24 protein-coding genes and 1 pseudogene are annotated in these 22,693 nt (G+C 32.8%); 22 read left to right on the top strand and 3 right to left on the bottom strand.

Annotation, left to right across the window (positions count from 1 at the left end; genetic code table 11):
- The first annotated feature begins 5 nt into the window (after positions 1–5).
- Both JV528_RS10450 and JV528_RS10445 read left to right on the top strand, forming a co-directional pair.
- Entirely contained in the window at positions 6–827 is an 822-nt protein-coding gene (locus JV528_RS10450) for a MetQ/NlpA family ABC transporter substrate-binding protein (protein ID WP_000732331.1), read from the top strand.
- 807 nt (positions 828–1,634) lie between these two features.
- Positions 1,635–1,829 (top strand): CsbD family protein, encoded by a 195-nt coding sequence (locus JV528_RS10445; protein ID WP_000752917.1) that lies wholly within the window; start codon positions 1,635–1,637, stop codon positions 1,827–1,829.
- Between the two features lie 233 nt (positions 1,830–2,062).
- Here JV528_RS10445 and popT read toward each other — a convergent pair whose 3' ends face one another.
- Entirely contained in the window at positions 2,063–2,914 is an 852-nt protein-coding gene (gene popT / locus JV528_RS10440) for a polyprenyl-phosphate transporter PopT (protein WP_001183851.1), read from the bottom strand.
- A gap of 328 nt (positions 2,915–3,242) precedes the next feature.
- Between popT and sufC the strand changes: the two genes are divergently transcribed.
- From sufC to JV528_RS10410, 6 genes and pseudogenes are all read left to right on the top strand, one after another.
- A complete protein-coding gene (gene sufC / locus JV528_RS10435; protein WP_000168845.1) occupies positions 3,243–4,004 on the top strand; it encodes a Fe-S cluster assembly ATPase SufC in 762 nt (253 codons plus the stop codon).
- 97 nt (positions 4,005–4,101) lie between these two features.
- Positions 4,102–5,409, top strand: a complete 1,308-nt coding sequence (sufD, locus tag JV528_RS10430) for a Fe-S cluster assembly protein SufD (RefSeq protein ID WP_065316539.1) — start codon at positions 4,102–4,104, stop codon at positions 5,407–5,409.
- A 105-nt stretch (positions 5,410–5,514) separates the two neighbouring features.
- Complete coding sequence (locus tag JV528_RS10425; RefSeq protein ID WP_204177183.1) at positions 5,515–6,765, top strand: cysteine desulfurase; 1,251 nt, start codon at positions 5,515–5,517, stop codon at positions 6,763–6,765.
- The gene (gene sufU, locus JV528_RS10420) at positions 6,755–7,219 is read left to right on the top strand and encodes a Fe-S cluster assembly sulfur transfer protein SufU (RefSeq protein WP_001010508.1); all 465 of its coding nucleotides are present in this window, start codon (positions 6,755–6,757) and stop codon (positions 7,217–7,219) included. The genes JV528_RS10425 and sufU overlap by 11 nt, the downstream gene beginning before the upstream one ends.
- Before the next feature lie 150 nt (positions 7,220–7,369).
- The gene (gene sufB / locus JV528_RS10415) at positions 7,370–8,767 is read left to right on the top strand and encodes a Fe-S cluster assembly protein SufB (RefSeq protein WP_001074405.1); all 1,398 of its coding nucleotides are present in this window, start codon (positions 7,370–7,372) and stop codon (positions 8,765–8,767) included.
- 183 nt (positions 8,768–8,950) lie between these two features.
- Positions 8,951–9,090, top strand: a pseudogene (locus tag JV528_RS10410) (hypothetical protein).
- Positions 9,091–9,095: 5 nt separating this feature from the next.
- On the opposite strand, the gene JV528_RS10405 reads toward JV528_RS10410, so the two are convergent.
- Positions 9,096–9,410 carry a hypothetical protein gene (locus tag JV528_RS10405; protein WP_000274024.1) on the bottom strand — a complete coding sequence of 105 codons (315 nt, stop codon included), beginning with the start codon at positions 9,408–9,410 and terminating at the stop codon, positions 9,096–9,098.
- Positions 9,411–9,774: 364 nt separating this feature from the next.
- Here JV528_RS10405 and JV528_RS10400 point away from each other — a divergent pair, with 364 nt between their 5' ends.
- From JV528_RS10400 to JV528_RS10370, 7 genes are all read left to right on the top strand, one after another.
- Entirely contained in the window at positions 9,775–10,815 is a 1,041-nt protein-coding gene (locus JV528_RS10400; RefSeq protein ID WP_000582326.1) for a hemolysin family protein, read from the top strand.
- Positions 10,816–10,828: 13 nt separating this feature from the next.
- Positions 10,829–11,896, top strand: a complete 1,068-nt coding sequence (locus JV528_RS10395) for an NAD(P)H-dependent flavin oxidoreductase (RefSeq protein ID WP_000267243.1) — start codon at positions 10,829–10,831, stop codon at positions 11,894–11,896.
- A 342-nt stretch (positions 11,897–12,238) separates the two neighbouring features.
- Positions 12,239–13,087, top strand: a complete 849-nt coding sequence (locus tag JV528_RS10390; protein WP_000608136.1) for a DUF72 domain-containing protein — start codon at positions 12,239–12,241, stop codon at positions 13,085–13,087.
- A gap of 12 nt (positions 13,088–13,099) precedes the next feature.
- Positions 13,100–13,927 (top strand): sulfite exporter TauE/SafE family protein, encoded by an 828-nt coding sequence (locus tag JV528_RS10385; protein WP_000927619.1) that lies wholly within the window; start codon positions 13,100–13,102, stop codon positions 13,925–13,927.
- Between the two features lie 26 nt (positions 13,928–13,953).
- Positions 13,954–15,273 carry a bifunctional metallophosphatase/5'-nucleotidase gene (locus JV528_RS10380; RefSeq protein ID WP_001241230.1) on the top strand — a complete coding sequence of 440 codons (1,320 nt, stop codon included), beginning with the start codon at positions 13,954–13,956 and terminating at the stop codon, positions 15,271–15,273.
- An 83-nt stretch (positions 15,274–15,356) separates the two neighbouring features.
- Positions 15,357–16,274: a lipoyl synthase gene (gene lipA, locus JV528_RS10375; protein ID WP_000201875.1), complete on the top strand. Its 918-nt coding sequence runs from the start codon at positions 15,357–15,359 to the stop codon at positions 16,272–16,274.
- Positions 16,275–16,403: 129 nt separating this feature from the next.
- Positions 16,404–16,787 (top strand): YutD family protein, encoded by a 384-nt coding sequence (locus JV528_RS10370; protein ID WP_000598444.1) that lies wholly within the window; start codon positions 16,404–16,406, stop codon positions 16,785–16,787.
- A gap of 78 nt (positions 16,788–16,865) precedes the next feature.
- Here JV528_RS10370 and JV528_RS10365 read toward each other — a convergent pair whose 3' ends face one another.
- A complete protein-coding gene (locus tag JV528_RS10365; protein ID WP_000566649.1) occupies positions 16,866–17,132 on the bottom strand; it encodes a DUF3055 domain-containing protein in 267 nt (88 codons plus the stop codon).
- Between the two features lie 97 nt (positions 17,133–17,229).
- On the opposite strand from JV528_RS10365, the gene JV528_RS10360 reads away from it, so the two are divergent.
- The 7 genes from JV528_RS10360 to dltB all read left to right on the top strand — a co-directional run bounded on the left by JV528_RS10360 (position 17,230) and on the right by dltB (position 22,683).
- The gene (locus tag JV528_RS10360) at positions 17,230–17,664 is read left to right on the top strand and encodes a DUF86 domain-containing protein (protein WP_000273979.1); all 435 of its coding nucleotides are present in this window, start codon (positions 17,230–17,232) and stop codon (positions 17,662–17,664) included.
- Positions 17,664–18,443 carry a TIGR01457 family HAD-type hydrolase gene (locus tag JV528_RS10355; protein WP_000816182.1) on the top strand — a complete coding sequence of 260 codons (780 nt, stop codon included), beginning with the start codon at positions 17,664–17,666 and terminating at the stop codon, positions 18,441–18,443. The genes JV528_RS10360 and JV528_RS10355 overlap by 1 nt, the downstream gene beginning before the upstream one ends.
- Before the next feature lie 32 nt (positions 18,444–18,475).
- Positions 18,476–19,435: a 2-hydroxyacid dehydrogenase gene (locus JV528_RS10350; RefSeq protein ID WP_065315867.1), complete on the top strand. Its 960-nt coding sequence runs from the start codon at positions 18,476–18,478 to the stop codon at positions 19,433–19,435.
- Between the two features lie 253 nt (positions 19,436–19,688).
- The gene (locus JV528_RS10345; RefSeq protein WP_001790652.1) at positions 19,689–19,799 is read left to right on the top strand and encodes a hypothetical protein; all 111 of its coding nucleotides are present in this window, start codon (positions 19,689–19,691) and stop codon (positions 19,797–19,799) included.
- Positions 19,800–19,846: 47 nt separating this feature from the next.
- Complete coding sequence (locus JV528_RS10340; protein WP_000837752.1) at positions 19,847–19,999, top strand: teichoic acid D-Ala incorporation-associated protein DltX; 153 nt, start codon at positions 19,847–19,849, stop codon at positions 19,997–19,999.
- A 15-nt stretch (positions 20,000–20,014) separates the two neighbouring features.
- On the top strand, positions 20,015–21,472 hold the full coding sequence (gene dltA / locus JV528_RS10335) for a D-alanine--poly(phosphoribitol) ligase subunit DltA (protein WP_000129656.1): 1,458 nt from the start codon (positions 20,015–20,017) through the stop codon (positions 21,470–21,472).
- The gene (dltB, locus tag JV528_RS10330) at positions 21,469–22,683 is read left to right on the top strand and encodes a D-alanyl-lipoteichoic acid biosynthesis protein DltB (RefSeq protein ID WP_204177186.1); all 1,215 of its coding nucleotides are present in this window, start codon (positions 21,469–21,471) and stop codon (positions 22,681–22,683) included. Before dltA ends, dltB begins: the two co-directional genes overlap by 4 nt.
- Positions 22,684–22,693 lie beyond the last annotated feature (10 nt).

Below are 22,693 nucleotides of genomic sequence, written 5' to 3'. Positions count from 1 at the left end.
ATTTTATGAAAAAATTATTTGGTCTTATTTTAGTATTAACATTTGCAGTTGTATTAGCAGCTTGCGGTAATGGAAGCAAAAGTGGCGGTGACGACAAGAAAATAACAGTAGGTGCTTCACCAGCACCACATGCTGAAATTTTAGAAAAAGCAAAACCATTATTAGAGAAAAAAGGTTATGAACTAGATATTAAAACAATTAACGATTACACTACGCCTAATAAATTACTAGACAAAGGTGAAATTGACGCAAACTATTTCCAACACACACCATATTTAAACACAGAGAAAAAGGATAAAGGTTACAAAATCGTAAGTGCCGGTGATGTTCACTTAGAACCTATGGCTGTGTACTCTAAAAAGTATAAAAGTTTAAAAGAATTACCAAAAGGTGCAACAGTCTATGTGTCTAATAATCCAGCTGAACAAGGACGTTTCTTAAAATTCTTCGTTGATGCAGGTTTGATTAAAATCAAAAAAGGCGTAAAAATTGAAGATGCTAAGTTTAGTGATATTACAGAGAATAAAAAAGATATTAAGTTTAATAATAAACAATCAGCAGAATTCTTACCTAAAATTTATCAAAATGAAGACGCTGATGCTGTTATCATTAATTCAAACTTTGCAATCGAACAAAAACTAAATCCTAAAAAAGATTCTATTGCTGTAGAAAGTGCGAAAGATAATCCTTATGCAAACTTAATTGCTGTTAAAGAAGGACATCAAGATGATAAGAAAATCAAAGCATTAATTGAAGTATTACAATCTAAAGATATTCAAGACTTTATTAATGAAAAATACAACGGTGCAGTTATTCCTGCTAAATAATTATTAATTAGAGCTCATTGACTGATATGCTCCCATCAAAGTAGACATTGAAAAAATGCAAACTTTGATGGGAGTTTTTTTAAATTAGAATCAATATGAAATGTGGAAGATTTAATATGATAAGAGATGGATAACTATATATAAATGATTATCAAGTCATTATGTATTAAGTGAAAGCCTATATGATTCTGTGACTTCAATCAATGTCCAAAGCTTTACAATATTATATAAGCAGTAGTTGATTGAATGAAAATACGATTGTAACAACCTTTTTACAATAATTGCGGGGCCCCAACATAGAGGATTTCGAAAAGAAATTCTACAGGCAGTGCGAGTTGGGGTTGGGCCCAATACAGAAGCTGATGGAAAGCCAGCATACAATAATTGCGGGGCCCCAACATAGAGGATTTCGAAAAGAAATTCTACAAACAATGCAAGTTGGGGGGCGAGGCCCCAACATAGTAGCTGGCGGAAAGGCAGCATACAATAATGTGCAAGTTGGCGGGGCCCCAACATAGAGAAATTGGATTCCCAATTTCTACAGACAATGGAAGTTGGGGTGTGACGACGAAATAAATTTTGCGAAAATATCATTTCTGTCCCACTCCCAAGAACCATTACATAATAAATCAATAGTGATTCTTTATTATTTCAGTCGCACTCCCTCAAGTTAATGATGAATCTATTTCGCTAGTTATAAAATGACGTCAAATCAATATCAAAAATTATTTAAGTAAAATGTTTAGATAATTTTTCAGTGGGTAAGTATTATATATAACATTTAATTATTCCGAGGAGGCATTTATTATGGCAGACGAAAGTAAATTTGAACAAGCTAAAGGTAATGTTAAAGAAACAGTAGGTAATGTTACTGATAATAAAAATTTAGAAAACGAAGGTAAAGAAGATAAAGCTTCTGGTAAAGCGAAAGAATTCGTTGAAAATGCAAAAGAAAAAGCAACTGATTTTATTGATAAAGTAAAAGGTAACAAAGGCGAGTAATTTTACTTTTTATTCCTAATACACTGCACATGCCACTTAGTCGGTATAACCATCGGCTAGGTGGTTTTTTGTATTAAAAAAGTGGATACCAAAATTTATTAATAATTATTTTAATGTTAGAAAAAAACTAAATAAAAACTCGCTAATGATATCCAATAATATGTATACAAAACGAGACATATATTGCATATGATTAACGAGATACTGAATATATTTTATCACCCCTAAAATGATTATTCATTTTCAGCGGTAATTCGACCTAAAGTCAAACTTACAATAAAACCGATGATAAATACTACTAATGAAACGAACCACATCACGATATTAGTTGGTAAACCTGGAAATACTGCAAAGAGGGAGCCAACAACAAAACCAATGATTAACGCAAAAGTCATTAGTTTATGATGTGTTAGGAAATACTGGATAATTTTGCTTGAAATAATGAATCCAGCAAGCACGCCAAATCCGACTGCAAGTAATATAGGAAGACCGGCAAAGTTAAGTTTAACAACTTCAGATATGGCTAGCATGACTGTGCCATAGACGCCAAATACTAATAACATAAATGACCCTGAAATACCTGGGAGTAACATAGCACTAGATGCACACATACCTGCAATAAAGTATTTAATAATAAGACCAGTTGATAGAGTAAGTGTTTCTCCAGCATGTTTATCGCCATTATTCATTAATGTAATAACAATTAAGATAGCGATACCAGCTATAACCATCATGTAATGTTTAGTTGTAAATGACGTTTTATAGTTAGAAATTTTCAATAAATATGGAACGATACCAATGATTAATCCACCAAAGAAAAACATAGTTGGAATATGGTGTTGGCTTAATAAATAATTAAAAAGATTACTTAGTGATCCCATTGCCAGTAACATTCCAATTATAATGGGGATTAAAAATGTAAAACTTGGCCAAAAACGTCGTGAGAATATGCCGCTAATTGAAGCGATAAATTGATTGTATATACCTAACAATAATGCGATAGTCCCACCGCTAACACCAGGTACCAAGTCACTCGTTCCCATAGCAAAACCTTTGAGAATATTAATCCATTTAAATTGTTGCATGAATAACTCCTTTCAAACGATTGGAATAAAATCATAAATAGCATCATACCATATTACAAATGTCCTAGTGAAATGATAACATATTTTAAATTCATAAAATCCATTGAGAAATTATGTCTACTTATTATCATTTATATTTTTAAAAGAGAGCGGATTAGAGTTGTACTTTAGAGTTATTAAAAATAATAAAAAGGGTTTAAGTTGTTTATATTAAGGTATAAGTAAGTTATAATTAACTGAACGCATTATTACAAAGTCTTTTTGACTACAAATTAAAATTATTATAAACTAGTTAAGAAAACTTTATATTTTACGGAGGGAATATAAAATGGCATCAACATTAGAAATCAAAGACCTACATGTGTCTATTGAGGATAAAGAAATCTTAAAAGGTGTTAACTTGACAATTAACACTGATGAAATACATGCGATTATGGGACCAAACGGGACAGGTAAATCAACTTTATCATCTGCAATTATGGGACACCCAAGCTATGAAGTAACTAAAGGAGAAGTACTTTTAGACGGTGTAAATATTTTAGAATTAGAAGTTGATGAAAGAGCAAAAGCAGGATTATTCTTGGCAATGCAATATCCATCAGAAATTACAGGTGTTACAAATGCTGATTTCATGCGTTCAGCTATCAATGCGAAACGTGAAGAAGGACAAGAAATCAACTTAATGCAATTTATTAAGAAATTAGATAAAAATATGGATTTTCTAGACATAGATAAAGACATGGCACAACGTTATTTAAATGAAGGTTTCTCAGGTGGAGAGAAGAAACGTAACGAAATCTTACAATTAATGATGTTAGAACCTAAGTTTGCAATCTTAGATGAAATCGATTCAGGGTTAGACATCGATGCATTAAAAGTTGTATCTAAAGGTATTAACCAAATGCGTGGGGAAAACTTTGGTGCATTAATGATCACACACTACCAACGATTATTAAATTACATTACTCCTGATAAAGTACATGTAATGTATGCTGGTAAAGTCGTTAAATCTGGTGGTCCAGAATTAGCAAAACGTCTTGAAGAAGAAGGATATGAATGGGTTAAAGAAGAGTTCGGTTCAGCTGAATAATCTTATTAATACAGTATCCATGAGATGTTCATCTATATATGATGAAAATGAACATTTATACGAAATAGTAAATTTCATCAAGTAGGAGGAAAAAGTTATGACAACTGATATTTTGAACATTTCTGAAGAACAACTTGTTGATTATTCTAAAGCCCACAATGAACCTTCTTGGATGACAGAATTACGTAAAAAAGCTTTGAAATTAACAGAAACTTTAGAAATGCCAAAACCTGATAAAACAAAATTAAGAAAATGGGATTTTGATTCTTTTAAACAACACGATGTAAAAGGTGATGTTTATCAATCTTTATCACAATTACCTGAGTCAGTAAGAGAAATTATTGACGTAAATCATTCTAAAAACTTAGTAATTCAACATAATAATACGATTGCGTACACACAAGTTGATGATAATGCATCGAAAGATGGCGTTATCGTTGAAGGTTTAGCAGACGCTCTTATGAATCATAGTGATTTAGTACAAAAGTACTTTATGAAAGATGCAGTAACAGTAGATGAACATCGTATCACAGCGCTACACACGGCATTAGTTAATGGTGGCGTATTTGTTTATGTTCCTAAAAATGTAGTTGTAGAACATCCAGTACAATACGTTGTGTTGCACGACGACGAAAATGCAAGCTTTTATAACCATGTCATCATCGTTACTGAAGAAAGCGCCGAAGTCACATATGTTGAAAATTACCTATCAAATGCATCTGGTGAAGGAAATCAATTAAATATTATTTCTGAAGTGATTGCTGGTGCAAATTCAAATATCACATATGGCTCAGTAGACTATATGGATAAAGGCTTTACAGGTCATATCATTCGACGTGGTATTACTGAAGCGGATGCCTCAATTAATTGGGCACTAGGTTTAATGAATGAGGGTAGCCAAATTATTGATAATACAACAAATTTATTTGGTGATCGTTCAACAAGTTCACTTAAATCAGTAGTTGTAGGTACAGGCGAACAAAAAATTAATCTAACATCTAAAATCGTACAATATGGTAAAGAAACAGATGGTTATATCCTTAAACATGGTGTTATGAAAGAACATGCATCATCTGTATTTAATGGTATCGGCTACATTAAGCATGGTGGAACTAAATCAATTGCTAATCAGGAATCACGTGTATTAATGTTATCCGAACATGCTCGTGGTGACGCGAATCCTATTTTATTAATTGATGAAGATGATGTACAAGCTGGTCATGCTGCATCAGTAGGTCGTGTTGATCCAGATCAACTTTACTATTTAATGAGTCGTGGTATTTCTCAAAGAGAAGCGGAACGTCTTGTTATACATGGTTTCTTAGATCCAGTAGTACGTGAATTACCTATCGAAGACGTTAAACGTCAATTGAGAGAAGTAATTGAACGCAAAGTTTCTAAATAATATTTTGAAAATAAAAGTTTGTAATAGATATAGACTGTCGATATTGGTATAAGACTAATACAACGTCAGTATTTAAATGATTAGGATTTTTATTTAAGAAAGGTCGTGAATGAAGTGGCCGAACACTCATTTGACGTTAATGAAGTAATCAAGGATTTTCCGATATTAGATCAAAAGGTCAATGGCAAACGTTTAGCATATCTTGATTCAACAGCGACAAGTCAAACGCCTGTGCAAGTGTTAAATGTTTTAGAGGATTACTACAAGCGTTATAATTCAAACGTTCATCGTGGTGTTCATACATTAGGATCATTGGCAACTGATGGTTATGAAAATGCTCGTGAAACCGTTCGTCGTTTTATTAATGCGAAGTATTTTGAAGAAATCATTTTCACACGCGGAACAACTGCATCGATTAACCTTGTAGCACATAGCTATGGTGATGCAAATGTTGAAGAGGGCGATGAAATTGTTGTCACTGAAATGGAACATCATGCCAATATTGTTCCTTGGCAACAGTTAGCAAAGCGTAAAAATGCGACATTGAAATTTATACCAATGACAGCTGACGGGGAATTAAACATCGAAGATATTAAGCAAACGATTAATGATAAAACAAAGATCGTTGCTATTGCACATATTTCTAATGTACTCGGTACAATTAATGATGTTAAAACCATTGCAGAAATAGCTCATCAACATGGTGCAATTATCAGTGTTGATGGGGCGCAAGCAGCACCACATATGAAACTTGATATGCAAGAAATGAATGCTGATTTTTATAGTTTTAGTGGACATAAAATGCTTGGACCAACAGGTATTGGCGTATTATTTGGTAAACATGAGTTACTACAAAAAATGGAACCGATTGAGTTCGGTGGCGACATGATTGATTTTGTAAGTAAGTATGATGCAACATGGGCTGATTTACCTACTAAATTTGAGGCGGGTACTCCATTAATTGCTCAAGCAATTGGGCTTGCAGAAGCTATTCGATATTTAGAACGCATAGGTTTTGATGCAATTCATAAATATGAACAAGAATTAACGATATATGCTTATGAGCAAATGTCTGCAATTGAAGGAATTGAAATTTATGGCCCGCCAAAGGATCGTCGTGCAGGTGTAATAACGTTTAATTTACAAGATGTACATCCACACGATGTTGCTACAGCCGTAGATACAGAAGGTGTAGCGGTTAGAGCTGGGCATCATTGTGCGCAACCGTTAATGAAATGGTTAAATGTGTCTTCAACAGCTAGAGCGAGTTTTTATATATACAACACGAAAGAAGACATTGATCAGTTAATAAATGCCTTGAAACAAACGAAGGAGTTTTTCTCTTATGAATTTTAATAATCTAGATCAATTATATAGATCTGTCATTATGGATCATTATAAAAATCCTAGAAATAAAGGTGTATTAGATAACGGGTCTATGACAGTAGATATGAATAACCCGACATGCGGTGACCGTATACGACTAACATTTGATATAGAAGACGGCATTATAAAAGATGCTAAGTTTGAAGGTGAAGGTTGTTCGATTTCAATGGCAAGTGCATCGATGATGACACAAGCTGTTAAAGGTCATTCACTTGGAGAAGCAATGCAAATGAGCCAAGAATTTACGAAAATGATGCTTGGTGAAGACTATGTGATTACAGAAGAAATGGGAGATATTGAAGCATTGCAAGGTGTATCTCAATTCCCAGCTCGTATTAAATGTGCCACATTAGCTTGGAAAGCATTGGAAAAAGGTACTGTTGCTAAAGAAGGTAAAGCAGAAGGTACGACTGAAGAAGAATAGAATGCTGTTAATCATAGATGATTTTGATATTAGACATATAAAAGTATAAAAATTTTTATAAGATGTCATGTCATTGTTATAATATGGTTTACATCATGAATTAAAAACTTACGCACGCCGTTGTAAATATATTTTTAAGGAGTGATTGAAATGGCTAAAAAAGCACCTGATGTTGGGGATTATAAATATGGATTCCACGACGATGATGTGTCCATTTTCAGATCAGAACGTGGTTTAACTGAGAATATCGTTAGAGAAATTTCTAACATGAAAAATGAGCCGGAATGGATGTTAGATTTCCGTCTTAAATCATTAAAATTGTTTTATAAAATGCCAATGCCTCAATGGGGTGGCGACTTATCAGAATTGAATTTCGATGACATTACTTACTATGTAAAGCCTTCAGAACAAGCTGAACGTTCATGGGATGAAGTGCCAGAAGAAATTAAAAGAACTTTCGATAAATTAGGAATTCCTGAAGCTGAACAAAAATATTTAGCTGGAGTTTCTGCTCAATATGAATCTGAAGTTGTTTACCATAATATGGAAAAAGAACTTGAAGAAAAAGGTATTATCTTTAAAGATACAGATAGTGCTTTACAAGAAAATGAAGAATTATTCAAAAAATACTTTGCTTCTGTAGTACCTGCAGCAGATAACAAATTTGCGGCGTTAAACTCAGCAGTATGGTCAGGTGGTTCGTTCATTTATGTACCTAAAAATATCAAACTAGATACGCCACTACAAGCTTATTTCCGTATTAACTCTGAGAACATGGGTCAATTTGAACGTACATTAATCATTGCTGATGAAGGTGCTTCTGTACATTACGTAGAAGGTTGTACTGCACCAGTTTATACAACTAGTTCTTTACACTCTGCTGTTGTGGAAATCATTGTGCATAAAGATGCGCACGTTCGTTATACTACGATTCAAAACTGGGCGAACAATGTATACAATTTAGTTACGAAACGTACTTTTGTTTATGAAAACGGAAATATGGAATGGGTAGATGGTAACTTAGGTTCTAAGTTAACGATGAAATATCCAAACTGTGTTCTTTTAGGTGAAGGTGCAAAAGGTAGTACATTATCTATTGCATTTGCTGGTAAAGGACAAGTTCAAGATGCCGGTGCTAAAATGATTCATAAAGCGCCAAATACATCTTCAACGATTGTTTCTAAATCTATTTCTAAAAATGGTGGTAAAGTTATTTATCGTGGTATTGTACATTTTGGACGTAAAGCAAAAGGCGCTCGTTCAAATATTGAGTGTGATACATTAATCTTAGATAACGAATCAACATCAGATACAATTCCATATAACGAAGTATTCAACGATCAAATATCATTAGAACATGAAGCGAAGGTTTCAAAAGTTTCTGAAGAACAATTATTCTATCTAATGAGTCGTGGTATTTCTGAAGAAGAAGCGACAGAAATGATTGTTATGGGATTCATCGAACCATTTACAAAAGAACTTCCAATGGAATACGCGGTCGAAATGAACCGTTTAATCAAGTTCGAAATGGAAGGTAGTATTGGATAGCTTTAAACCGCGATGTTAAGCTATTCTTGACTTCCGGAAATGACTATTGATACCATTTTGATACCGAATATAACAAAAAGCCACATTACTGTGGCTTTTTTTGTTTTATAACTAAATCGGATTGATAGATAAGCTTTGTACTTATTTATCAGTCCGATTTTTGATTTGTGTAAAAAATAATCATTGATGGTGGATAAAGCGACAACACAAACACAACATGATTGTGGCATTAGAGTGCTGGTCTTTATTAAATTAATTGAAAACTACATCAAATATTCTTTAAAGATAATTCGATATTAGTTCTATTAAGATTCGTTGTATAAGTGAGTTAAAATAAGAAAACTATTAATAATATTAAGTTCACTACAGATGTTGCTAATGGACCGTAAGTTTTAAAGACATCTTTACTTTTATAACCAACAATCGCATCTAAAAATTGAACTAAAATCATTGCAATGGATATAGTTATCAAAAATATAGCACTATGAATGACTAAAGAAAAAATAGCTAATAAAAATAAAGGTAAGCTTCGACTAAGTGCATAATATGCATTTATATTATGGCTAGATGCACATGCTTGAAATGAATAACCTAAACTTACACTGGCGCTAATGATTGTAAATATTGCTAAAACAAAATACATGTTAATCCTTCTTTCTATATTTGAATATAAACAAGTACTTGTCTAAAGATATTTAAAAGATAATTAGAATAAATTTATGAGAAACTTGTTGTTATCATTATAACGGTTTCAAATCATTACAACTATGTCATAAACTGAATTTGTTGAAATTTTTCATTATGTAAATTTATTCGTAACAATCAGGTCGAACTATAGCATCATTTTACTAATGAATGCATTAAAGTAACTATGATTAAAAATGCATATTAATTATCATTATTAAGTCTATTATATATAATGAATTTTAACTGGTTTATTAAACGAGAACGTCGGGAATTAAGTAACTACAATAAAAATAAGATATGACAATAAGGAGACTACACGCGTGATCATTGCCATAATTATATTGATATTTATTTCGTTTTTCTTTTCAGGAAGCGAGACGGCATTAACGGCTGCTAATAAAACAAAATTTAAAACTGAAGCTGACAAAGGTGATAAAAAAGCAAAAGGCATTGTAAAGTTACTTGAAAAACCAAGTGAGTTTATTACAACGATTCTAATTGGGAATAATGTTGCGAATATTTTATTACCAACACTTGTTACAATTATGGCTTTACGTTGGGGGATTAGCGTTGGTATTGCATCAGCTGTTTTAACAGTTGTTATCATTTTGATTTCCGAAGTGATCCCCAAGTCTGTCGCTGCAACATTTCCAGATAAAATAACAAGGCTTGTATATCCAATTATTAATATTTGTGTAATTGTGTTCCGTCCTATCACACTACTTTTAAATAAGTTGACGGACAGTATTAATCGAAGTTTATCTAAGGGTCAACCTCAAGAACATCAATTTTCAAAAGAAGAATTTAAAACAATGTTAGCAATTGCTGGACATGAAGGTGCTTTAAATGAAATTGAGACGAGTAGGTTGGAAGGTGTCATTAATTTTGAAAATTTAAAAGTAAAAGATGTTGATACAACACCTAGAATTAATGTGACGGCATTTGCTTCAAATGCGACATACGAAGAAGTTTATGAAACGGTTATGAATAAGCCATACACTAGATATCCAGTGTACGAGGGAGATATTGATAACATTATTGGGGTGTTTCATTCTAAATATCTGTTGGCTTGGAGTAATAAAAAAGAAGATCAAATTACAAACTATTCAGCTAAGCCATTATTTGTGAATGAACACAATAAAGCTGAATGGGTATTACGTAAGATGACTATTTCTAGAAAACATTTAGCAATTGTGTTGGACGAATTTGGTGGTACTGAAGCGATAGTGTCACATGAAGACTTAATTGAAGAATTATTAGGTATGGAAATTGAAGATGAGATGGATAAAAAGGAAAAAGAAAAACTTTCTCAACAGCAAATTCAATTTCAACAACGGAAAAATCGCAACGTATCTATATAAGGAGCGAACAGCTATGTGGAATAAGAATCGACTTACTCAAATGTTAAGTATTGAATATCCAATTATACAAGCAGGTATGGCAGGAAGTACGACACCGAAATTAGTTGCATCAGTAAGTAACAGTGGTGGATTAGGCACAATAGGCGCAGGTTACTTTAATACGCAGCAATTAGAAGACGAAATAGATTATGTACGCCAATTAACGTCAAATTCTTTTGGTGTAAATGTCTTTGTACCAAGTCAACAATCATATACCAGTAGTCAAATTGAAAATATGAATGCATGGTTAAAACCTTATCGACGCGCATTACATTTAGAAGAGCCGGTTGTAAAAATTACCGAAGAACAACAATTTAAGTGTCATATTGATACGATAATTAAAAAGCAAGTGCCTGTATGTTGTTTTACTTTTGGAATTCCAAATGAATCTATTATAAAAAGATTGAAAGAAGCAAACATTAAGCTAATAGGTACAGCAACAAGTGTTGATGAAGCTATTGCGAATGAAAAAGCGGGTATGGATGCTATCGTTGCTCAAGGTAGTGAAGCAGGTGGACATCGTGGTTCATTTTTAAAACCTAAAAATCAATTACCTATGGTTGGAACAATATCTTTAGTGCCACAAATTGTAGATGTCGTTTCAATTCCGGTCATTGCCGCTGGTGGAATTATGGACGGTAGAGGAGTTTTGGCAAGTATTGTCTTAGGTGCAGAAGGGGTACAAATGGGCACCGCATTTTTAACATCACAAGATAGTAATGCATCAGAACTACTGCGAGACGCAATTATAAATAGTAAAGAAACAGATACAGTCGTTACAAAAGCGTTTAGTGGAAAGCTTGCACGCGGTATCAACAATAGGTTTATCGAAGAAATGTCCCAATACGAAGGCGACATCCCAGATTATCCAATACAAAATGAGCTAACAAGTAGCATAAGAAAAGCCGCAGCAAACATCGGCGACAAAGAGTTAACACATATGTGGAGTGGACAAAGCCCGCGACTAGCAACAACGCATCCCGCCAACACCATCATGTCCAATATAATCAATCAAATTAATCAAATCATGCAATATAAATAATCGACCGCAATCCACAAAAGCACAAGCACCCCCAAACATTATTTTAGTGCTTGCCATTTTTGTGGATTGCGTTTCTATTTTACCAATCTAGTCAAACGAAAACATCAAACTAAAGTTCGCTGAAATGATTATAATTAAACGAAATCATCAAGCTAAAGATCACTGAAATGATTATAGTCAAACGAAATTATCGAGCTGAAGATCACTGAAATGATTATAGTCAAACGAAATCATCGAGCTAAAGTTCGCTGAAATGATTATGATCAAACGAAAACATCAAACTAAAGTTCGCTGAAATGATTATGATAAAAGTTATATGGTATGATGACATTGGTGATATATATGATAAACATCGGATTAACAGGTTGGGGTGATCACTATTCATTATATGAAGATTTAGAACGCCAAACCGATAAACTTAAAACATATGCTGGACATTTTCCGGTTGTCGAATTAGATGCGACATACTATGCGATACAACCGGAAAGAAATATATTGAAATGGATAAAAGAAACGCCTGATACATTTGAATTTGTGGTCAAAATTCATCAAGCACTCACATTGCATGCAGACTACAAAACATTTGCAGATACAAGGCAAGAACTATTTGACCAATTTAAGAATATGTTAGAGCCCTTACAAACACAGAAAAAATTAGCAATGGTATTGGTTCAATTTCCTCCATGGTTTGACTGCAATGCACAAAATATCAAATATATTTTGTATGTAAGACAGCAATTACAAGCATTTCCAATGTGTGTAGAATTTAGGCATCAATCATGGTTTAGTGATGCATTTAAAGAACAAACATTGGCATTTTTAACAGAACATCAAATCATTCATGCAGTAGTTGATGAACCACAAGTGAAAGATGGCAGTGTACCTTTAGTCAATCGAATCACAAATGAAATTGCGTTTGTACGTTATCATGGACGTAATCATTACGGTTGGACTAAGAAAGATATGTCAGATCAAGAATGGCGAGATGTACGCTATTTATATGATTATAATGAGCAAGAATTAATAGACTTGGCACAAAAGGCACAAATATTAGCTCAAAAAGCTAAGAAAGTTTACGTCATATTTAACAATAATTCTGGTGGTCATGCAGCAAATAATGCCAAAACATATCAGCGATTATTGAATATAGAATATGAAGGGTTAGCACCACAACAATTAAAATTATTTTAAGAGGCGACGACTATGTTATTAACAATTACATTATTAGTTCTAATCGGTGGTTTGTCAGCAATCATCGGATCAATCGTTGGTATTGGAGGCGGCATTATAATCGTTCCGACATTGGTCTATTTAGGTGTTGAACATGGGTTATTACATAATATTACAACGCAAATAGCGATTGGGACATCGTCTGTCATTCTAATTGTGACAGGACTTTCTTCATCGCTTGGATATCTAAAAACAAAACAAGTTGATATTAAAAATGGCTCTATCTTTTTATTTGGATTATTACCAGGTTCATTGCTTGGGTCATTCATTAGTAGATATTTAACATTTGAGTCATTTAATTTATATTTTGGAATCTTTTTAATCTTTGTAGCTATTTTATTAATGGTAAGAAATAAGATTAAACCGTTTAAAATATTTGATAAACCAAAGTATGAAAAAACTTATGTAGACGCTAAAGGTAAAACATATCATTATAGTGTGCCACCATTGTTTGCTTTTATTACAACGTTTTTAATTGGTATATTGACAGGTTTATTTGGTATTGGAGGTGGCGCACTAATGACGCCACTAATGCTTATTGTATTTAGATTTCCACCTCATGTAGCTGTTGGAACAAGTATGATGATGATTTTCTTTTCAAGTGTCATGAGTTCTATAGGGCACATTGCTCAAGGGCACGTAGCTTGGGGTTATGCAATCATTTTAATTATTTCTAGTTATTTTGGTGCGAAAATCGGTGTCAAAGTGAACCAATCAATTAAATCAGATACGGTAGTAACAATACTTAGAACGGTAATGCTATTGATGGGTATTTATTTAATTATTCGTGCACTGATTTAATACAACTTTAAAAGGAGGACGTCAATTTGAGGCTTACAATTTATCATACGAACGATATTCATAGTCATTTACATGAATACGAACGCATTAAAGCATATATGGCAGAACAACGGCCACGACTTAATCATCCTTCTTTGTATGTTGATCTAGGTGATCATGTAGATTTATCCGCACCTATAACTGAAGCAACTTTAGGTAAAAAGAATGTGGCATTACTAAATGAAGCAAAATGTGATGTTGCAACAATCGGTAATAATGAAGGGATGACCATTTCACACGAAGCTTTAAATCACCTTTACGACGAAGCAAAATTTATAGTGACATGTAGCAATGTTATAGATGAATCAGGTCATTTACCAAATAATATCGTTTCTTCTTATATTAAGGATATAGACGGTGTGAAAATACTATTCGTTGCAGCGACAGCACCTTTCACCCCATTTTATCGTGCACTAGATTGGATTGTTACCGATCCACTTGAATCTATAAAAGAAGAAATTGAACATCAACGAGGTAAATTTGATGTATTAATCGTGCTAAGTCATTGTGGCATTTTCTTCGATGAAACATTATGCCAAGAATTGCCTGAAATTGATGTCATTTTTGGTAGTCATACGCATCATTATTTTGAACATGGTGAAATCAATAATGGTGTACTGATGGCGGCAGCTGGAAAGTATGGTAATTATCTTGGAGAGGTTAATTTAACTTTTGAGGCACATAAAGTAGTACATAAAACTGCAAAGATTATTCCTTTAGAAACATTACCTGAAGTTAAAACTTCATTTGAAGAAGAAGGAAAAACGCTAATGTCCAATCCAGTAATTCAACATCCAGTAGTGCTTAAGCGTAGTATGAACCACATAACTGAAGCTGCATACTTATTAGCTCAAAGTGTTTGTGAGTATACACATGCACAATGTGCCATCATCAATGCTGGCTTACTCGTTAAAGATATTGTAAAAGATGAAGTGACAGAATATGACATTCATCAAATGTTACCGCATCCGATTAATATGGTAAGGGTTAGACTTTCTGGTGTGAAATTAAAAGAGATTATAGCTAAAAGTAATAAACAAGAGTATATGTATGAACATGCACAAGGTTTGGGTTTCAGAGGGAATATATTTGGAGGATATATTCTTTATAATTTAGGGTACATTCATTCTACAGGGCGTTACTATCTGAATGGAGAAGAAATCGAAGACGGCAAAGAATATGTACTAGGTACGATAGATATGTATACGTTCGGTCGTTATTTCCCAACATTGAAAGAATTACCAAAAGAGTATTTAATGCCAGAGTTTTTAAGAGATATATTTAAAGAAAAATTATTGGAATATTAAAAAGTAAGATTATTGGATTTTCATTTGTCATGAATTTCGATATAATGTTTAAAGATACACTTAACAGGAGGGTATGTGTTGTTATGGCGACAAAAAACGAGGAAATATTACGTAAACCGGATTGGTTGAAAATAAAATTAAATACCAACGAAAACTATACAGGACTTAAGAAGATGATGAGGGAAAAAAATCTTAATACTGTATGTGAAGAAGCTAAATGTCCTAATATACATGAATGTTGGGGTGCACGTCGTACAGCGACATTTATGATTTTAGGTGCCGTATGTACAAGAGCTTGTCGTTTTTGTGCGGTTAAGACAGGTTTACCTAATGAACTTGATTTAAATGAGCCTGAACGTGTAGCTGAATCAGTTGAATTAATGAACTTGAAACACGTTGTTATCACTGCTGTTGCGCGTGATGATTTAAGAGATGCTGGTTCAAATGTTTATGCTGAGACAGTACGTAAAGTCAGAGAAAGAAATCCATTTACAACGATTGAAATTTTACCATCAGATATGGGCGGGGACTATGATGCGTTAGAAACATTAATGGCTTCAAGACCTGACATTTTAAACCATAATATTGAAACTGTTCGTCGATTAACACCGAGAGTTCGTGCGCGTGCGACTTACGACAGAACATTAGAGTTTTTACGTCGTTCAAAAGAATTACAACCGGATATCCCAACTAAATCAAGTATTATGGTTGGATTAGGTGAAACTATAGAAGAAATTTATGAAACGATGGATGATTTACGTGCGAATGATGTAGATATTTTAACGATTGGTCAATATTTACAACCTTCACGTAAACATTTAAAGGTTCAAAAATATTACACGCCTTTAGAGTTTGGTAAATTAAGAAAAGTGGCAATGGATAAAGGGTTTAAACATTGCCAAGCTGGACCTTTAGTACGTAGTTCTTATCATGCCGATGAGCAAGTAAATGAAGCTGCTAAAGAAAAGCAACGCCAAGGTGAGGCACAGTTAAATAGTTAATATTTAACCATTAATAAGGCATAAAGGCTTAGTTTGTACAAAACGAACGTGTCATAGAAGTAATCATTATTTTTATGAAACACTAAAAGTATAAACTGAGCCTTTCATTGTCATAGATAGGTGAAGAATTTGATAAAAGTAGATCAACATTACTTTGAATTAATAGAAAATTATCGCGAATGTTTTAATGAAGAACAATTTATTGCTAGGTATTCAGATATTTTAGATAAATATGATTACATAGTTGGTGACTATGGTTACGATCAATTACGATTAAAAGGTTTTTACAAAGATTCTAATAAAAAAGCAGAGATGAGTAAACGTTTTTCAAATATTCAAGATTACATATTTGAATATTGTAACTTTGGTTGTCCTTACTTTGTATTAAGACATTTGTCTAAACAAGAGGTTAAAAAGTTAATCGAAGAAGTTCATCCGTCTGATGTGATAGATGACGACAATAAACTTCAAGATGTGAAGATTAAGCCAACCATTCAAGATACTGAACATTAATAAAACCCTTAGCTAGATTGAAAATGGGAATCATGCAATTCAAGCATGGACCTGTAATCTAGTTAGGGGTTTTTATCTTTAATGAATGACTTCATTTAAATACTCAGTAATTTCATCGCCTTCTTCAGCATTTACACCTAAAATATGAGCGATATAGCCTTCTTCTTTTAAATCATCAGTACCGATAATACCGAATTTATTTGTTTGCATATTAAGTACGAGTGTCTTACCATAATGTCTATTTGTATGGACTAACATTAAATCATATCGACTATGCTCGCCAACAAAACCAACAAACTGAACTTGACTCTCTTCGTTGTCATCATATAAATACATATCAATCATTTTGTAGTGACTCCTTTTAAAAGTAGTAAAGTTAGTATAACGACAAATGAAGTATACTGCAAAATTATGATAATATATAAGCGAGAGGTGACAAGGAATGTATTTTGTAGACAAAGATAAACTAACTCAGAAATTAGCCTATTTACAAGCATTAACTGATGATTACCATGAGAGTAAGCACAATCATTATGCATTTGAACGCATTGCTCAAATGTTGATAGAATCATCGGTAGATATAGGGAATATGATTATCGATGCATTTATTTTAAGGGATCCTGGTAATTATAAAGATGTGATTGATATATTAGAACTAGAAAATGTTATTACTAAAGAAACACAGCAGGCGATTAATAAAACTGTCGATATTCGTAAACAATTTACATATGATTACACAGCCTTAGATATTAAGGTTATCATGCCAATGTTTGATGACGCATTACCTTATTACAAACAATTTATTACAGAAGTAACGACATTTTTACATCAAGAAAATGTACCAGTAACAGCTTTTGGTAAAGGAGAAAATCAATAATGAAACAGTATAAAGCGTATTTAATCGATTTAGATGGCACAATGTATATGGGAACAGATGAGATTGATGGAGCAAAACAATTCATCGATTATTTAAATGTAAAAGGCATTCCTCATTTATACGTAACTAATAATTCAACGAAAACACCTGAGCAAGTAACTGAAAAATTACGTGAAATGCACATTGATGCTAAACCAGAAGAGGTTGTAACGTCAGCGTTAGCCACTGCTGATTATATTTCAGAACAATCACCAGGAGCATCAGTATATATGTTAGGTGGGAGTGGTTTAAATACTGCGTTAACCGAAGCGGGACTTGTCATTAAAAATGACGAGCATGTTGATTATGTAGTTATTGGACTTGACGAACAAGTTACATATGAAAAGCTTGCGATTGCAACGTTAGGTGTAAGAAATGGAGCAACATTTATTTCTACAAATCCAGATGTGTCAATTCCAAAAGAGCGAGGATTTTTACCAGGGAATGGTGCTATTACAAGTGTTGTAAGTGTATCGACAGGTGTATCGCCACAATTTATTGGTAAACCAGAACCGATTATTATGGTTAAAGCATTAGAAATTTTAGGATTAGATAAATCTGAAGTTGCTATGGTAGGCGATTTGTACGATACCGATATTATGTCTGGTATTAACGTAGGTATGGATACGATTCATGTACAAACAGGTGTATCTACGTTAGAAGATGTGCAAAATAAAAATGTGCCACCAACGTATTCTTTTAAAGATTTAAATGAAGCAATAGCTGAATTAGAAAAATAGATATAGTCATTTTATAAAGTAGGTGAATTGATTTGGTAAAAATAGTTGTTTCGAGGAAAATTCCAGATAAATTTTATCAACAATTAAGTAAACTTGGTGACGTTGTTATGTGGCAAAAATCATTAGTGCCTATGCCTAAAGATCAATTTGTGACAGCACTTCGTGACGCAGATGCTTGTTTTATCACATTAAGTGAACAAATCGATGCAGAAATTTTAGCACAATCACCAAATTTAAAAGTAATTGCGAATATGGCTGTAGGATATGACAACATCGATGTTGAAAGTGCAACAGAGAACAACGTGATTGTCACGAATACACCAAATGTACTTACTGAAACAACTGCAGAATTAGGATTTACATTAATGCTTGCTATAGCACGCCGTATTGTAGAAGCTGAAAAATATGTTGAAGCAGATGCATGGCAAAGCTGGGGTCCTTATTTATTGTCAGGTAAAGATGTCTTCAATTCAACTATTGGAATATATGGTATGGGAGATATTGGTAAAGCTTTTGCAAGAAGGTTGCAAGGGTTTAATACTAATATTCTTTATCATAATCGATCAAGACATAAAGATGCAGAGGCGGACTTTAATGCAACATATGTTTCTTTTGAAACGTTGTTAGCAGAAAGTGATTTTATCATCTGTACAGCGCCACTTACAAAAGAAACACATCATAAATTTAATGCTGAAGCATTTGAGCAAATGAAAAATGATGCAATTTTTATTAATATCGGTAGAGGGCAAATTGTAGATGAAACAGCATTAATCGATGCACTAGACAATAAAGAAATATTAGCATGTGGTTTAGATGTATTAGCAAATGAACCAATTGATCATACACATCCATTAATGGGACGTGATAATGTTCTGATTACACCACACATTGGTAGCGCATCAGTAACAACACGGGACAATATGATTCAATTATGTATTAAAAATATAGAAGCGGTTATGACAAATCAGGTACCACATACTCCAGTAAATTGAAAATAAGTATGGTTTTTAATCATTGGTAAAGCAAGCAAAGCAATTGTAAAATATGTTATGCTTGACTTGCGAATGTATATATTTGCGCTGATGATAATTCAATAACATTATAAACTCGTCATATTAATGTGATGAGTTTATTTGATTTTGACGTATATAACAAAATTGTTATATAGACTGTAATTGTTTATTGTTTAAATAACCTTTAAAATGAATGATGTTCTCAACAAAGTGTATCATTTACAATAATTGAGTGATGACAACCAATTACTATGTTGAATCTATAAAATTAAAATTGAATTTCATTATGAATATCGATATAATGAATTGTAAAAAACAAATTTTAAAACGTATTTTATATTGAACGGTCTTTATAAAGGCGTTTTTACTAAGAACTTTAAGAGGTGCAATATGAAATCTAAAAGTAAACAGCCACCTAATAAATATGTTGAAGCATTCAAACCATATTTATTAACACTATTGTATTTGGCAATATTTATTACTTTATATTTAATTTATGGCAGTGGCGACACACACAATAACTTCATTTATAATGAGTTCTAATGAGGGAGACTTAATATGACAGATATTATTAACAAGCTGCAAGCGTTTGCGGATGCAAATCCACAAAGCATTGCTGTTAGACACACAACTGATGAATTAACTTATCAACAGTTAATGGATGAGTCTAGTAAATTAGCACATCGATTACAAGGTAGTAAGAAACCGATGATTTTATTCGGTCACATGTCACCATATATGATTGTTGGGATGATTGGTGCCATTAAAGCAGGATGTGGATATGTACCTGTAGACACTTCAATTCCTGAAGACCGTATTAAAATGATTATTAACAAGGTTCAACCAGAGTTTGTATTTAATACGACTGATGAATCATTTGAAAGTTTAGAAGGCGAAGTATTTACAATAGAAGATATTAAAACATCTCAAGACCCAGTAATTTTTGATAGTCAGATTAAAGATAACGACACAGTATACACAATCTTTACATCTGGTTCTACTGGGGAACCTAAAGGTGTTCAAATTGAATATGCAAGTTTAGTTCAATTTACTGAGTGGATGTTAGAACTTAATAAATCAGGAAATGAACAACAATGGCTTAACCAAGCGCCATTTTCATTTGATTTATCTGTAATGGCTATTTATCCATGTTTAGCATCAGGCGGTACATTAAATCTTGTAGATAAAAACATGATTAATAAACCTAAATTATTAAATGAAATGCTAACAGCAACACCGATTAACATTTGGGTATCAACACCATCATTTATGGAAATGTGTTTATTATTACCAACGCTTAATGAAGAACAGTATGGTAGTCTTAACGAATTCTTCTTCTGTGGTGAAATTCTACCTCACAGAGCAGCAAAAGCGTTAGTAAGCCGTTTCCCAAGTGCGACGATTTACAACACATATGGTCCAACTGAAGCTACGGTAGCAGTTACAAGTATTCAAATTACACAAGAAATCTTAGATCAATATCCGACATTACCTGTTGGCGTTGAAAGACCAGGCGCAAGATTATCTACGACAGATGAAGGTGAACTTGTTATCGAAGGTCAAAGTGTAAGTTTAGGATACTTAAAAAATGACCAAAAAACAGCTGAAGTATTTAATTTCGATGACGGTATTCGTACTTATCACACTGGTGATAAAGCGAAGTTTGAAAATGGTCAATGGTTCATTCAAGGTCGTATTGATTTCCAAATCAAATTGAATGGCTACAGAATGGAATTAGAAGAAATTGAAACACAATTACGCCAGTCTGAGTTCGTAAAAGAAGCGATTGTTGTACCTGTATATAAAAATGATAAAGTTATTCATTTAATTGGTGCAATTGTGCCAACGACTGAAGTTACGGACAATGCAGAAATGACTAAAAATATTAAAAATGACTTGAAATCACGCTTACCAGAGTATATGATTCCTAGAAAGTTTGAATGGATGGAACAATTGCCATTAACTTCAAATGGTAAAATTGACAGAAAGAAAATTGCAGAGGTAATTAACGGATGATTCCATATGGTGATTTTACATTCTTCTTAATTGCTTTAATTGCATTATTACCAGTCATTATACTTGGATTTTTAGGTAAGCGAAGTTACATTTATAATGGCGTAGTTACAGCATTTATGATTGTGTTAATCTTTTCTTCTGATAAACATAATCTGTTTGACCAAAAGTATTTAAGTGTTCAATTAATTAGTTTTATTATTTACGTCGTATGGCAAGTTTTATTGATAATGTTTTATTATCATTCAAAACCAAAAAATAATTCATTTTCAAAATTTGTAACTGTAATGGTTTTATCAATATTGCCATTAGCACTTGTGAAAGTATTACAAAGTACATGGTTAGGTGGACATCAGATTCACTTCCATGAAAGTAAATTAATTGAATTTGTTGGTTTCTTAGGAATTTCTTATGTTACATTCAAAAGTGTGCAGTTAATTATGGAAATTCATGATGGTTCTATCAAAGAAATTAAAGTATGGAAATTAATTCAATTTATTTCATTCTTCCCAACGATTTCATCTGGACCAATCGATCGTTACAAACGTTTCGTTAAAGACGATAAAAAAGTACCAACAGGCAATGAATATCGTGAATTAGTATTAAAAGCAATTCACATGATTATGCTTGGTTTCTTGTATAAATATATTGTTGCTTACTTTATTAACACATATGCAATTATGCCGTTACAATTAGACTTACATGGCTTTGTCAATTTGTGGTTATATATGTACGCATACAGCTTATATTTATTCTTTGACTTTGCAGGTTATAGTTTATTTGCGATAGCATTTAGTTATTTATTCGGTATTAAAACACCACCAAACTTCGATAAACCTTTCAAAGCGAAAAATATTAAAGATTTCTGGAATAGATGGCATATGACATTATCATTCTGGTTCAGAGATTGTATTTATATGAGATCTTTATTCTACATGTCTCGTAAAAAATTATTGAAGAGTCAATTTGCAATGTCTAACGTGGCATTCTTAATCAACTTCTTCATAATGGGAATTTGGCATGGTATCGAAGTGTATTACATTGTTTATGGTTTATACCATGCAGCATTGTTTATAGGTTATGGCTATTATGAACGTTGGCGTAAGAAACATCCGCCACGTTGGCAAAATGGTTTCACAACAGCACTTAGCATTGTGATTACATTCCACTTTGTAACATTTGGCTTTTTAATCTTCTCAGGTAAACTTATATAATAAAGGAGAA

This window comes from Staphylococcus sp. GDB20D11A (assembly GCF_016893255.1).
GTDB classification, from domain to species: Bacteria; Bacillota; Bacilli; order Staphylococcales; family Staphylococcaceae; genus Staphylococcus; species Staphylococcus aureus.
The sequence above is the reverse complement of the archived record's forward strand: the minus strand, read 5'-3'. Positions and strand labels throughout refer to the sequence as shown.

Excerpts from the sequence above, each read along its gene's own strand:
- JV528_RS10450 (WP_000732331.1), top strand. The coding sequence starts at position 6 with ATGAAAAAATTATTTGGTCTTATTTTAGTATTAACATTTGCAGTTGTA.
- JV528_RS10445 (WP_000752917.1), top strand. The coding sequence starts at position 1,635 with ATGGCAGACGAAAGTAAATTTGAACAAGCTAAAGGTAATGTTAAAGAA.
- popT (WP_001183851.1), bottom strand. The coding sequence starts at position 2,914 with ATGCAACAATTTAAATGGATTAATATTCTCAAAGGTTTTGCTATGGGA.
- sufC (WP_000168845.1), top strand. The coding sequence starts at position 3,243 with ATGGCATCAACATTAGAAATCAAAGACCTACATGTGTCTATTGAGGAT.
- sufD (WP_065316539.1), top strand. The coding sequence starts at position 4,102 with ATGACAACTGATATTTTGAACATTTCTGAAGAACAACTTGTTGATTAT.
- sufU (WP_001010508.1), top strand. The coding sequence starts at position 6,755 with ATGAATTTTAATAATCTAGATCAATTATATAGATCTGTCATTATGGAT.
- sufB (WP_001074405.1), top strand. The coding sequence starts at position 7,370 with ATGGCTAAAAAAGCACCTGATGTTGGGGATTATAAATATGGATTCCAC.
- JV528_RS10405 (WP_000274024.1), bottom strand. The coding sequence starts at position 9,410 with ATGTATTTTGTTTTAGCAATATTTACAATCATTAGCGCCAGTGTAAGT.
- JV528_RS10395 (WP_000267243.1), top strand. The coding sequence starts at position 10,829 with ATGTGGAATAAGAATCGACTTACTCAAATGTTAAGTATTGAATATCCA.
- JV528_RS10390 (WP_000608136.1), top strand. The coding sequence starts at position 12,239 with ATGATAAACATCGGATTAACAGGTTGGGGTGATCACTATTCATTATAT.
- JV528_RS10385 (WP_000927619.1), top strand. The coding sequence starts at position 13,100 with ATGTTATTAACAATTACATTATTAGTTCTAATCGGTGGTTTGTCAGCA.
- lipA (WP_000201875.1), top strand. The coding sequence starts at position 15,357 with ATGGCGACAAAAAACGAGGAAATATTACGTAAACCGGATTGGTTGAAA.
- JV528_RS10365 (WP_000566649.1), bottom strand. The coding sequence starts at position 17,132 with ATGATTGATATGTATTTATATGATGACAACGAAGAGAGTCAAGTTCAG.
- JV528_RS10360 (WP_000273979.1), top strand. The coding sequence starts at position 17,230 with ATGTATTTTGTAGACAAAGATAAACTAACTCAGAAATTAGCCTATTTA.
- JV528_RS10355 (WP_000816182.1), top strand. The coding sequence starts at position 17,664 with ATGAAACAGTATAAAGCGTATTTAATCGATTTAGATGGCACAATGTAT.
- JV528_RS10340 (WP_000837752.1), top strand. The coding sequence starts at position 19,847 with ATGAAATCTAAAAGTAAACAGCCACCTAATAAATATGTTGAAGCATTC.
- dltA (WP_000129656.1), top strand. The coding sequence starts at position 20,015 with ATGACAGATATTATTAACAAGCTGCAAGCGTTTGCGGATGCAAATCCA.
- dltB (WP_204177186.1), top strand. The coding sequence starts at position 21,469 with ATGATTCCATATGGTGATTTTACATTCTTCTTAATTGCTTTAATTGCA.